This is a genomic window from Scandinavium lactucae (genome assembly GCF_033843265.1).
GTDB lineage: Bacteria > Pseudomonadota > Gammaproteobacteria > Enterobacterales > Enterobacteriaceae > Scandinavium > Scandinavium lactucae.
Map to the genome: position 1 here is coordinate 1 of NZ_JAWXRD010000003.1, position 12,288 is coordinate 12,288.

General features: G+C 53.1%; 12 protein-coding genes and 3 pseudogenes. 12 read left to right on the plus strand and 3 right to left on the minus strand.

The features are described 5' to 3' along the window. The 4 genes and pseudogenes from SIK69_RS23000 to SIK69_RS04320 all read left to right on the plus strand — a co-directional run. A pseudogene (locus tag SIK69_RS23000) lies at window positions 1–137 on the plus strand (VENN motif pre-toxin domain-containing protein); the annotation flags it as partial. A gap of 120 nt (window positions 138–257) precedes the next feature. After that, on the plus strand, window positions 258–866 hold the full coding sequence (locus SIK69_RS22965) for a tRNase toxin domain-containing protein (RefSeq protein ID WP_511071498.1): 609 nt from the start codon (window positions 258–260) through the stop codon (window positions 864–866). Beyond that, complete coding sequence (locus SIK69_RS04315) at window positions 866–1,090, plus strand: hypothetical protein (protein WP_319785502.1); 225 nt, start codon at window positions 866–868, stop codon at window positions 1,088–1,090. The genes SIK69_RS22965 and SIK69_RS04315 overlap by 1 nt, the downstream gene beginning before the upstream one ends. 241 nt (window positions 1,091–1,331) lie before the next feature. Then, window positions 1,332–1,541 carry a hypothetical protein gene (locus SIK69_RS04320; RefSeq protein WP_319785503.1) on the plus strand — a complete coding sequence of 70 codons (210 nt, stop codon included), beginning with the start codon at window positions 1,332–1,334 and terminating at the stop codon, window positions 1,539–1,541. Between the two features lie 27 nt (window positions 1,542–1,568). Here the strand turns inward: SIK69_RS04320 and SIK69_RS04325 are convergent. Next, window positions 1,569–2,545, minus strand: a pseudogene (locus SIK69_RS04325) (IS630 family transposase). Window positions 2,546–2,744: 199 nt separating this feature from the next. On the opposite strand from SIK69_RS04325, the gene SIK69_RS04330 reads away from it, so the two are divergent. The 3 genes and pseudogenes from SIK69_RS04330 to SIK69_RS04340 all read left to right on the plus strand — a co-directional run bounded on the left by SIK69_RS04330 (window position 2,745) and on the right by SIK69_RS04340 (window position 4,712). Then, window positions 2,745–3,041, plus strand: a complete 297-nt coding sequence (locus SIK69_RS04330) for an immunity protein CdiI family protein (protein WP_319785504.1) — start codon at window positions 2,745–2,747, stop codon at window positions 3,039–3,041. An 85-nt stretch (window positions 3,042–3,126) separates the two neighbouring features. Further along, window positions 3,127–3,762 (plus strand): annotated as a pseudogene (locus SIK69_RS04335) (VENN motif pre-toxin domain-containing protein); the annotation flags it as partial. 635 nt (window positions 3,763–4,397) lie between these two features. Continuing rightward, on the plus strand, window positions 4,398–4,712 hold the full coding sequence (locus tag SIK69_RS04340; protein ID WP_076707545.1) for a hypothetical protein: 315 nt from the start codon (window positions 4,398–4,400) through the stop codon (window positions 4,710–4,712). Here the strand turns inward: SIK69_RS04340 and SIK69_RS04345 are convergent. Together SIK69_RS04345 and SIK69_RS04350 are read right to left on the minus strand one after the other, a co-directional pair. Continuing rightward, the gene (locus SIK69_RS04345; protein WP_319785505.1) at window positions 4,709–5,215 is read right to left on the minus strand and encodes a SymE family type I addiction module toxin; all 507 of its coding nucleotides are present in this window, start codon (window positions 5,213–5,215) and stop codon (window positions 4,709–4,711) included. The genes SIK69_RS04340 and SIK69_RS04345 overlap by 4 nt on opposite strands. Before the next feature lie 286 nt (window positions 5,216–5,501). Then, window positions 5,502–5,894 (minus strand): YybH family protein, encoded by a 393-nt coding sequence (locus tag SIK69_RS04350; RefSeq protein WP_319785506.1) that lies wholly within the window; start codon window positions 5,892–5,894, stop codon window positions 5,502–5,504. A 616-nt stretch (window positions 5,895–6,510) separates the two neighbouring features. Between SIK69_RS04350 and dppA the strand changes: the two genes are divergently transcribed. From dppA to dppF, 5 genes are all read left to right on the plus strand, one after another. Next, entirely contained in the window at window positions 6,511–8,118 is a 1,608-nt protein-coding gene (gene dppA / locus SIK69_RS04355) for a dipeptide ABC transporter periplasmic-binding protein DppA (RefSeq protein ID WP_319627145.1), read from the plus strand. Between the two features lie 163 nt (window positions 8,119–8,281). Then, window positions 8,282–9,301 carry a dipeptide ABC transporter permease DppB gene (gene dppB, locus SIK69_RS04360; RefSeq protein WP_319627144.1) on the plus strand — a complete coding sequence of 340 codons (1,020 nt, stop codon included), beginning with the start codon at window positions 8,282–8,284 and terminating at the stop codon, window positions 9,299–9,301. Window positions 9,302–9,310: 9 nt separating this feature from the next. Further along, window positions 9,311–10,210, plus strand: a complete 900-nt coding sequence (gene dppC / locus SIK69_RS04365) for a dipeptide ABC transporter permease DppC (protein WP_319627143.1) — start codon at window positions 9,311–9,313, stop codon at window positions 10,208–10,210. Window positions 10,211–10,220: 10 nt separating this feature from the next. Beyond that, a complete protein-coding gene (dppD, locus tag SIK69_RS04370; RefSeq protein WP_319785507.1) occupies window positions 10,221–11,204 on the plus strand; it encodes a dipeptide ABC transporter ATP-binding protein in 984 nt (327 codons plus the stop codon). Beyond that, the gene (dppF, locus tag SIK69_RS04375; protein WP_319627141.1) at window positions 11,201–12,214 is read left to right on the plus strand and encodes a dipeptide ABC transporter ATP-binding subunit DppF; all 1,014 of its coding nucleotides are present in this window, start codon (window positions 11,201–11,203) and stop codon (window positions 12,212–12,214) included. The genes dppD and dppF overlap by 4 nt, the downstream gene beginning before the upstream one ends. The last annotated feature ends 74 nt before the right edge of the window (window positions 12,215–12,288 follow it).

The window sequence follows — 12,288 nt, forward strand, 5'->3', positions numbered from 1 at the left end:
CAGAAGACCAGAAACAAACGGTCAGCACGCTGGCGAGTATCTCTGCGGGAATGGCAGGTGGTCTGGCAGGCGGCGACACGGCAGGCGCAGCGGCAGGGGCAAGTGCCGGGAAGAATGCGGCGGAAAACAATCTAATCGGTGGGACGGAAGTTGGCCAGGAAAAGGCCATTCGGGAGCAAGCTAGAAATATTGCCTCTTGCTCTACTGATCCCGGCTCGGCATCCTGTCAGAAAGGACTGGCGATGCAGAATGCCCTGATGGTAGCGTTGCCTGCTGGTCTGGGTGGTGGTGTTCTGGCAGCAGCAACACCTGAGATAGCCGCAGCAGCACAGGCGGCAATTCAGGCCTGTGCGGGTAATGTCGTGCTGTGCCTGAATAATGCCGGGATCCAGCTGTCCGAAGCTATAGTTCCTGGTGGCGTAGGTGCCGGCGGTGCTGTAGGGATAGGTAAGTCAGCGGCAGAAGCCAGTGCTGCGAAGGCTGAAGCTGTGGCAGCAACTGCGGCTAAGAATATCTCTTCTAGTTCAAACTCTATTAATGCAGGAAAATTTGGTCAGCTTGAACTGGATACATTATTAGAAACTGGCGCTAAAACTGACTCAGCAGTTAAAGCAGGAAATTTGACAGTTGCGGGTAGAGCATTACAAAAACATGGTAGTCGTGAAGGGAGTGCATTTCCCGTTGCTAAAGGTAATCCAGCTCAAATGAATGATCAGGGACAAAAAATACTGGACGGGATAGTTAAAGCACCAGGCGCTACTGTTAAAGAAGGTAATCGTTTTGGTGGTTTTGATGTTATAGCTCCTGATGGAAGAGGAGCTCGCTTTGATCCTCAAGGTAATTTCCGTGGATTTTTGGAGCCATAATGATGACTGATAAATATCAATTGAAAATTGTTGTTGCAAGTGATGTTGATTATGAAAATTTAATAGCCGAAATCTATTGTGATGGTGAATTCATTGCACTTTTGCAACAAGAGGATGGCGAGGGTAATATTAAGGTTGAGTTCTCTTCGAATGCTAGAGCCATAGACTTTGATTGGTTTCAATATGCTTTGTCAGAAGCTAGAAAAACCTTACTTAATAAGTGAGTTCAATCCTTCTGGCGAATGACGCCACAGATATTCTGTTGTACCAGTGGAATAATGTTCTTTAACAGTGTCGGGAAAAATGGGTAACGGGATGCGAAAACGCACGTCAGGGCTTATGCACCCGTGCATCAGAATGCACTGGCAGAAATAGGTTGTAACCAGCTGACTGTACTGGAAAAAATGGTTTTCGCTGGCTAACTGCACAACGGATAAAGTTGTTGTTGAGAATAACTATCTGAGTGTGTCAGAGAAGACAGAGCTTGAGATAGCGAAGCTGAAACTGAACAGCAAAGACCCGGTTGAACGCGAGAAAGCGCAGCAAACGGTCAATCAACTGCGTGAAAAAGACATTGCCAGCGACCATGACCAATGTTTTTCTAAATTGCAGAGGCTGGATGTAGAAAGCATTGCGCAAGAAGCGTCTATATTGACCTCTAATTCAATTACCTGAAGGCCTAAATAGCTGCGCCTAATACCGCTACACTTTTTCCAGACCATGCTTTCTTCCGGGGAACGGGGTGGCGGTTTCCATAAAATGACGAACTTTTCTCAGTAGTTGCCACCTTGAACGACACTGATGATTGCGCGTTATTGTGTCGTGAAGCGCCTGCCACAGTCGCTCTACGTGGTTCACCCACGGCGAGTAAACCTGCTGGTAAATCACGCTGAACTTCGGGTTCTCTTTCAGCCAGCGCTGCGTTTCCTGGCTTTTGTGAATGATGTAGTTATCCACGATAAGCGTGACGGTTTTTGCCCGTCGGTATGTGGCTTTCAGGTGTTTCAGCAGGGCGATGAACAGCACCTAACTCTTGCTGTTGCCGCCAACGTAGCTGACTTTTCCGGTACCGCTGTGCAGCGCCCGGCCAGGTAGTATTTTTCATTCTGTCCCGGTGTTACCACGCGCTTTTGTTGCCCACGAAGCTGCCAGTCTGCCCCGATTTTGGGATTGAGGTGGATATCCACTTCATCTACATAAAAGACCGGATGCTCTGCGCTGCATTTTTCCAGTGCCTTATGGATTGCCGCCATCTTCTCCTCTTTATGTGGGTCACGGATGTGCAGGGTCGGGGCCGCTCTGCGCCACACAAGCCCGGCAGAGGGCAGCCAGCGACGAACGGTTCCGGCATGCAACTGATATCCGGTTATCTCATTGATTTTTATTGCCAACAGTTCGGTACTCCAGCGTGAACGCTGATAGCCAAAATCACCGGGAGTGCGTTTTACCAGTTCACGTAACAGTGCGCAGATATGCTCATAAGGCCAGCGGCGGGAGCGCCCTGCGGGCAAGGACTTCAGACCTTCAACACCCGACAGCGTAAACCAGTTAATCCAGCGACCGACAGATGAACGGGCACAGCAGAGTGTTCTGGCGACATCGCTGACACGGTCTCCCCGGTGTAACATCAGCATGGCGGTAAGTCTGCGGGCATGGTTCTTGTCACGCGTTTTATGGATAGTTTTCTACATCAGGCGTCGTTCGATACGGGGTATGGGGGCTATGATCGGCATCGCTCAGTCCGGTTAGTGATGTGGGATATTTGGCAATTGATCAGATCGCACAATCCGGGCTGAGTTCCCTTTAAGTGATCTAATATTCCGCGCAGCTATTTAGTAATGGTTTTATGGTAGGAGCTAATCCAGCTGGGAGAGTGAAATGAAAATGATAAAATTAATGGCGGATTATTACTCATTTTCACTATGGGAAAATTCTCCTGGAGAAGTCGATAATATTGATCCGGAAAGCTTGCCTCTTTCTGAGGAACTAAAGGAAAGACTTGATAATTGGTCAGAAAAATATGACTCAATATTAAATGATGAAGAGCCAGCAGCATCAGGCTTTGAGACAAAAGAAGATGAATTGAATTTTATTAGAGAAGGTAGTGAGTTAGCTAAGTCTCTTCAGCTTGAATTAGGCGAAAATTATCAAATTACCTATTACTCTGATTATTAAATGAACGATATTCCGGCCGCCTAGCCAGGATTTTTTACCTGTCACTCAGCGAAGAACGGCCGGATCACCAGTTGTCCCTGTTCACAGCGATATTGGCGGCCAGGCGGCGGATATCGCGCGGACGCAGGGTGAGATAAACGCGCTGGAGAAAGCGAAAAGCGAATCGAAAGCGAGACTTCCGGATAACCCGACAGAAGAACAGCGGCAGAACTATCTGGCCGAACTGCGTAACACGCAGGCCTATAAAGATGAAATGCAGAAGTACGGCACCGGCAGCGATATGCAGCGTGGTATCCAGGCGGCGACCGCTGCACTTCAGGGCCTGGCAGGGGGGAATATTGCTGGCGCGCTGGCAGGGGCATCGGCCCCGGAGCTGGCGAACATCATTGGTCACGAGGCCGGTATTGATGACAATACGGCAGCCAAAACGATTGCGCATGCGATCCTCGGCGGCGTGACGGCGGCGATGCAGGGTAACAGTGCCGCCGCAGGAGCGGTCGGAGGTGCCTCGGGGGAACTGGCCGCCAAAGCGATTGCCGGAATGCTGTACCCGGGTGTGAAGGACCTGGATACGCTGACAGAAGACCAGAAACAAACGGTCAGCACGCTGGCGAGTATCTCTGCGGGAATGGCGGGTGGTCTGGCAGGCGGCGACACGGCAGGCGTAGCGGCAGGGGCAAGTGCCGGGAAGAATGCGGTTGAGAATAATGCGCTGAGTCTGCCAAAAGGGATAACCGACTATGGTCAGTCCGTTGCCTCTTATGCTCAATATGCGCAAGACAACAATCTGCCGCCAGAACAAGTCAAAGCGGACATGGAACGGATGGTCAAAGGCGATCTGCCGGAAGGTGCAGACATCGTTAAAGCCATCCTGAGCAACAATCCAGGTTCCGATACCGTGATGGCACTGTTATCAGCGGAAGATGCGAAAGACTATGCACTGGCGCTACTGTCCTCTATTCCTGCTGAACGGGCTTTGGCACTGGTCGGAAAAGCCGTTAATATTATTGATAACAAGATAATTATTAAGGCTGCTGAGAAAATATCGACGGCGAAGCCGGGTAAACAATCAGCAATACCAAGGGATCTGAATGAACAAATAGTTTGGAAGCAGGTGCAGGAAAACCCTGCAAAAGGGGAAATACTGCCAGGAATGAATAATGATCCTCGTTTTCCTGCAAGTGCAGGGTTCCAAAAAATGCAGGTAGTTCAGAAAAATGCTAAAGGGGAATCAATCACTGTTCATTATCAGTATAACTCTACTACGGGTAAAGCCTATGATATTAAAATTGATACTCCTCAAAGGGTTAGTTCTAATCCAGCAGATGTGATCGAGAATATTAAAGGGCAGGTCAAATGAAAATAAAAGAGAAAGATGGAACCATATTAGATGTGTTCGCCATATATTGGCTTGGAAATGAAACTCTATTTTTAGGGTTGCCTAAAAACTATGGCGGTTTACTTGCTTATAATGCAAAAAATGTTCAAGTTATTGATTCAACTTTGCATGGCACATTTAAGTATTTTTCCACGCATATAAATGGGATATATCATTGGGCTTTGATAAAAGAAAAGTTACTGGATGATATATTAGAACGGGATGATGTTGCCTATAAACGCTTCCTTGAGATCCTGAAAGCTGAAGGTCGAATAGAACCAGATTTTTATTAACTGTTAAATATCCCGGCCACTGAGCCGGGATATTTTTGTCTGCAACTCAGACCGTCAGCCCCCTTCCCCGCAGGTGGTCGCTTGGCGGTGATCACCTCAATAAACTCGAGGATCTGCTGTTGCTTGCGGCCTGAAAGCTTACAGACCTTCTTCAGCGTCTGCATAATCTCCGGCTCAGGCGGCGGAGTGGGTTCGGGATCTTGTGCGGTCTGCACCAGGCAACCGGGCATCACGCGGATATCCAGGTTGGTGCCGGTCGTAAACCCGGCTTCTTCCATCCAGCGGCCATTCAGACGCAGACTCGCGCTGCGGGTGTAGCGCCTGGTTATATGGGTCCGGCGGTCATAATGCCGAACATTGACATAACTGACTGACATGCGGCGTAAGGGCTTAGAAATACCGTCATTTTTGCGTGCTGCGTCGCGGTTTTCTGAAATAACAGGCAAAGCGTTTGAAACTGTTTTGGCAATAGCGACTTCTGGCTTAAAATTTTTGGCAGCCATAATCAACTCCTTCTAAGTTGCTTGTGGTCAGCGGTATGGAAGTGTTTCCAGCACTTTCATGCCGCGCTCATATAATCAGTCTCTACAGACCCCTCATATTTCTCAGTGCCCACACATCCTACTCCACTGAATAAAAAAACAGTGCAGGAGGAAAAGGGAGAAATTAATAAATGCGAGGGCGCTTCAGGAAATGAAAAGGTGATATGAAACGTTGCAGTCTAAACTGTCTCAATCGCCCGGTGGCGCTGCGCTGAACGGATCTACGGCAGCACCGCCCGGCAATGAATTACCCCAACAGTTCTGTCCCATACGAATTATCAATCGTGCATAACCAACGCCCGTTATCTTCCTGGCGGAAAACATAAGTCGCGCGGCGGGTGATCTCGACAGGGGTTCCGTCGCCGCCTGGAAAACGCAGCCGGGTTTCCATAATGACCAGCGCATTACCCGCCCCCTCGATGACCTGCATGTCACCCTGCTCAACAACCAGCTGGCCCTGAAAATAATCAGCGATGGCGATAAAGGCGTTGCGGATGGCCTCTTTGCCCTGCACCGTCATGCCGGGTTTCACCACCAGGGCGGCATCTTCAGCGTAATACGCCATTAGCGCGTCGTAATCTTTCTCCGATATCGCCTTATCGCATGCCTCGATAACCTGCCGGAGGGGATGTGAACTCATGCTCTCTCTTCCTCTGCTGTTTTTGAATGAACCTGCCTGCTATATACGCATACCATAACCGCCAAAAATCCTCACCATCCTCTCTTCGCATCGCCAGATAACCGTTTTGTGACATATTCCATTGTATTTTTTTATATTTGGTTAGCCTTTTTATTGCGTTACTTATGGATAACCTCAGCATTTTCGCCTGTGCGTTTTAACGTTCACGCTATTAATCGCTCAGATTATCGCCATTTCGCCAGAAATTTTTAGCAATTCGCACAATTGTTAATCACTGGTTATTGCAAAGTGTGAAGATGATTGTGCTGCTGTTAAGCGCGTAGCATAAATTTCCCTGCTGAAAATACCTGCCTGAACTTTTTTTAATCTTTGTCAGGCTATTCTCACCGTTGATGTAAATCCCGGTTACCTGTATTGACGTTTACCCATTCTGTTGACAGATTGTAGGGCATGAGGGGCATTTCAGGGAGGATCTGCGCTGCTACTCAATCGCTCTTCTGAAAGGAATCTCCAACCCTTTTAACGCCTTCGGGCACCACCGACCAGACCGGGTAAAAAACAAATAAAGGCCTGGCGGAAAAACACAACAAACAAACATCACATTTGGAGCAGAATAATGAGTATTTCCTTGAAAAAGTCAGGGATGCTGAAGCTTGGTCTTAGCCTGGTGGCGTTGACTGTAGCAGCAAGCGTACAGGCCAAAACCCTGGTTTACTGTTCTGAAGGCTCGCCGGAAGGCTTTAACCCACAGCTGTTCACCTCTGGTACCACCTACGACGCCAGCTCCGTTCCTATTTATAACCGTCTGGTTGAATTCAAAACCGGCACCACGGAAATTATTCCGGGTCTGGCTGAGAAGTGGGAAGTCAGTGAAGATGGCAAAACTTACACCTTCCACCTGCGCCAGGGCGTGAAGTGGCAGGACAACAAAGATTTCAAACCGACGCGTGACTTAAATGCCGACGACGTCGTGTTCTCCTTTGACCGTCAGAAAAACGACAAAAACCCGTACCACAAAGTCTCTGGCGGCAGCTACGAATACTTTGAAGGCATGGGCCTGCCGGACCTGATAAGCGAAGTGAAGAAAGTGGACGATAAAACCGTTCAATTCGTGCTGACTCGCCCGGAAGCGCCGTTCCTCGCAGACCTGGCGATGGACTTCGCGTCTATCCTGTCAAAAGAATATGCTGACAACATGCTGAAAGCCGGTTCGCCGGAGAAAGTTGACCTGAACCCAATCGGTACCGGTCCGTTCCAGCTACAGCAGTACCAGAAAGACTCCCGTATTCTGTACAAAGCCTTCCCGGGCTACTGGGGCACCAAGCCACAGATCGACCGTCTGGTGTTCTCTATCACCCCTGATGCGTCCGTCCGTTACGCCAAACTGCAGAAAAATGAATGCCAGGTGATGCCATACCCGAACCCGGCTGACATCGCTCGCATGAAGCAGGACAAAAACATCAACCTGCTGTCGCAGGCGGGTCTGAACGTTGGTTACCTGTCATTCAACACCGAGAAGAAACCGCTGGATGAAGTCAAAGTTCGTCAGGCGCTGACCTACGCGGTGAACAAAGAAGCGATCATCAAAGCCGTTTATCAGGGTGCAGGCGTTGCTGCCAAGAACCTGATCCCACCGACCATGTGGGGCTATAACGACGACGTTAAGGACTACACCTACGATCCGGAAAAAGCCAAAGCACTGCTGAAAGAAGCAGGCCATGCCGATGGCTTCACCATCGACCTGTGGGCGATGCCGGTTCAGCGTCCCTACAACCCGAACGCTCGCCGTATGGCTGAGATGATTCAGGCTGACTGGGCGAAAGTGGGCGTGAAAGCCAACATCGTGACCTACGAGTGGGGCGAGTACCTCAAGCGCGCCAAAGCGGGTGAGCATCAGTCGGTAATGATGGGCTGGACCGGCGACAATGGGGATCCGGATAACTTCTTCGCGACCCTGTTCAGCTGTGCTGCGGCGAAAGACGGTTCTAACTACTCTCGCTGGTGCTACAAGCCGTTTGAAGACCTGATCCAACCGGCGCGTGCGGCGGAAGATCACAACAAGCGTATTGAACTGTACAAACAGGCTCAGGTAGTGATGCATGACCAGGCTCCGGCGCTGATCATCGCTCACTCCACCGTATACGAGCCGGTGCGTAAAGAAGTCAAAGGCTATGTGGTCGATCCATTAGGTAAGCACCACTTCGAAAACGTCTCCATCGAATAATTAAAAATGTAAGGGGTACGCGAGTGCCCCTCTATGCCCGGCGACGCTGCGCTTGCGTGGGCCTACGAAATTGTAGGCCGGGTAAGTGCAGCGCCACCCGGCAGTTGTGAGCAATACAGATGCGCTGTCGCCAGGCAGTGTGTCATGAGAGAGAGTCCGGGTTATGTTGCAGTTCATCCTCCGACGTCTGGGATTAGTCATCCCGACCTTTATCGGTATTACCCTGCTGACCTTTGCCTTTGTCCATATGATCCCGGGTGACCCGGTGATGATTATGGCCGGTGAGCGCGGTATTTCCCCTGAGCGTCACGCACAGCTTCTGGCTGCATTGGGCCTTGATAAGCCAATGTGGCAACAGTATCTCCATTACATCTGGGGTGTGCTTCACGGCGATTTAGGCATTTCACTGAAAAGCCGTCTGCCGGTGTGGGACGAGTTCGTTCCGCGCTTTAAAGCCACGCTGGAACTTGGCGTTTGCGCCATGATTTTCGCGGTTGCCATCGGGATCCCGGTCGGCGTCCTTGCTGCGGTAAAACGCGGCTCCATCTTCGACCACACCGCCGTGGGCCTCGCCCTGACCGGTTATTCCATGCCGATTTTCTGGTGGGGCATGATGCTTATCATGCTGGTGTCGGTGCAGTGGAACCTGGCCCCGGTCTCCGGGCGTATCAGCGATTCGGTGTTCCTCGACGATACCCTGCCATTAACCGGCTTCATGCTGATTGATACCGCCATCTGGGGCGAACCGGGCGACTTCATCGACGCCATCGCGCATATGGTGCTGCCTGCGGTGGTGCTCGGCACTATCCCGCTGGCAGTGATTGTGCGTATGACCCGTTCGGCGATGCTGGAAGTGCTCGGCGAAGACTATATCCGTACCGCGCGTGCGAAGGGCCTGACCCGGATGCGCGTCATTATCGTCCATGCGCTGCGTAACGCCATGCTGCCGGTGGTGACGGTTATCGGTTTGCAGGTCGGCACGTTGCTGGCCGGGGCGATCCTGACCGAAACCATCTTCTCCTGGCCGGGCCTTGGGCGCTGGCTGATTGATGCTCTGCAACGCCGTGATTATCCGGTGGTGCAGGGCGGGGTCCTGCTGGTGGCGACGATGATTATCCTCGTTAACCTGCTGGTCGACCTGCTGTACGGCGTGGTGAACCCGCGTATTCGTCATAGGAAGTAAGGGGCCATCATGTCACAAGTCACTGAAACTAAAGTTGCTGCACCGGTGCCCATGACCCCGTTGCAGGAGTTCTGGCACTACTTTAAACGTAATAAAGGCGCGGTGGTCGGTCTGGCGTATGTGGTGGTGGTGATGATTGTCGCCATTTTCGCTAACGTCCTCGCCCCGTATAACCCGGCGGAGCAGTTCCGTGATTCGCTGCTGGCCCCGCCGTTCTGGCAGGAAGGCGGCACGCTGTCGCATCTGCTCGGCACCGACGATGTGGGCCGCGATGTGCTGTCGCGTCTGATGTACGGCGCGCGCCTGTCGCTGCTGGTCGGCTGTCTGGTGGTGGTGCTGTCGTTGGTGCTGGGGATTATCCTTGGCTTGGTGGCGGGCTACTTCGGCGGCATCGTCGATAACATCATTATGCGTGTGGTCGACATCATGCTGGCCCTGCCGAGCCTGCTGTTGGCGCTGGTGCTGGTGGCGATATTCGGACCGTCGATAGGCAACGCCGCGCTGGCGCTGACCTTCGTGGCCCTGCCGCACTACGTGCGTTTAACCCGTGCGGCGGTGCTGGTCGAGGTTAACCGCGACTACGTGACCGCTTCTCGCGTGGCGGGGGCGGGGGCGATGCGCCAGATGTTCGTCAATATTTTCCCAAACTGCCTTGCGCCGCTGATTGTTCAGGCGTCGCTCGGTTTCTCGAACGCCATTCTCGATATGGCCGCTCTTGGCTTCCTTGGCATGGGTGCGCAACCGCCAACACCGGAGTGGGGCACCATGCTCTCCGACGTGTTGCAGTTCGCGCAAAGCGCCTGGTGGGTCGTGACCTTCCCGGGTCTGGCGATCCTGCTTACGGTGCTGGCATTTAACCTGATGGGCGACGGTCTGCGTGACGCGCTGGATCCCAAACTGAAGCAGTAAGAGGCACGAGATGGCGTTATTAAATGTAGATAAATTATCGGTGCACTTCGGCGACGAAGGCACCCCGTTTCGCGCCGTGGACCGCATCAGCTATAGCGTAAAGCAGGGCGAAGTGGTCGGCATCGTCGGGGAATCCGGTTCCGGTAAATCCGTCAGCTCGCTGGCGATTATGGGGCTGATTGATTACCCGGGCCGCGTGATGGCGGACAAACTGGAGTTTAATGGTCGCGACCTGAAGCGCATTTCCGAGAAAGAACGCCGCCAGCTGGTGGGCGCGGAAGTGGCGATGATTTTCCAGGATCCAATGACCAGCCTTAACCCGTGCTACACCGTGGGTTTCCAGATTATGGAAGCGATTAAGGTGCATCAGGGCGGCAACAAGAAAACGCGTCGTCAGCGCGCCATTGACCTGCTGAACCTGGTGGGCATTCCCGATGCGGCTTCGCGTCTGGACGTGTATCCGCACCAGCTCTCTGGCGGGATGAGTCAGCGAGTGATGATTGCGATGGCGATTGCCTGTCGTCCGAAGCTGTTGATTGCCGATGAACCGACCACCGCGCTGGATGTGACCATTCAGGCGCAGATCATCGAGCTGCTGCTGGAACTGCAGCAGAAAGAGAACATGGCGCTGGTGCTGATCACCCACGACCTGGCGCTGGTGGCGGAAGCGGCACACAAAATTATCGTGATGTATGCCGGCCAGGTGGTGGAAACCGGGGCCGCGCAGGATATCTTCCGCGCGCCGCATCATCCGTATACCCAAGCGCTGCTGCGTGCGCTGCCGGAGTTTGCTCAGGATAAAGCGCGTCTGGCCTCGCTGCCGGGCGTGGTGCCGGGCAAATACGACCGTCCGCTAGGCTGCCTGCTCAACCCGCGCTGCCCGTATGCCACCGACCGCTGCCGTAGCGAAGAACCGGAACTGAACGCCGTCGACGGCGGTCGTCAGTCCAAATGCCATTACCCCCTCGATGATGCCGGGAGGCCAACACGATGAGTACGCATGAGGCCACCTCGCAACAGCCGCTGTTGCAGGCTATCGACCTGAAAAAACACTACCCGGTGAAGAAGGGCATTTTTGCCCCGGAGCGCCTGGTGAAAGCCCTCGACGGGGTGTCGTTCACCCTCGAGCGCGGTAAAACGCTGGCGGTCGTGGGCGAATCCGGCTGTGGTAAATCTACCCTGGGCCGCCTGCTGACGATGATCGAAATCCCGACCGGGGGTGAACTTTACTATCAGGGCCAGGACCTGCTTCAACCTGACGCCACCGCCGAAAAGCTGCGCCGTCAGAAGATCCAGATTGTGTTCCAGAACCCGTATGGCTCGCTGAACCCACGCAAGAAAGTCAGCCAGATCCTTGAAGAACCGCTGCAAATTAACACCCGCCTGAGCAAGGCGGAGCGTAAGGAAAAAGTGCTGGAAATGATGGCCAAAGTGGGCCTGAAAACCGAGCATTATGACCGCTATCCGCACATGTTCTCCGGCGGTCAGCGGCAGCGTATCGCCATCGCGCGTGGGCTGATGCTTGACCCGGACGTGGTGATTGCCGATGAACCGGTGTCGGCGCTCGACGTTTCCGTCCGTGCGCAGGTGCTGAACCTGATGATGGATTTGCAGCAGGACATGGGCCTGTCGTACGTGTTTATCTCCCACGACCTGTCGGTGGTGGAACACATCGCCGATGAAGTGATGGTGATGTACCTCGGGCGCTGCGTGGAAAAAGGCACCAAGGAGCAGATATTCAGCAATCCGCGCCATCCGTACACGCAGGCGCTGTTGTCCGCGACACCACGTCTGAATCCGGACGATCGCCGCGAGCGTATCAAGCTGACCGGCGAGCTGCCGAGCCCGCTGAATCCGCCGCCAGGCTGCGCGTTCAACGCTCGCTGTCGTCGTCGCTTCGGCCCCTGCACCCAGCTCCAGCCGCAGTTGAAAGACTATGGCGGTCAACTGGTGGCCTGCTTCGCGGTGGATCAGGACGAAAACGGCGAGAAGCCGCTGGTCTGACGCTTATCGGGCCTACAGAGACCGTAGGCCCGATAAGAGTAGCGCCGCCGGGCGCGTTAGAACTTGTCAGCACT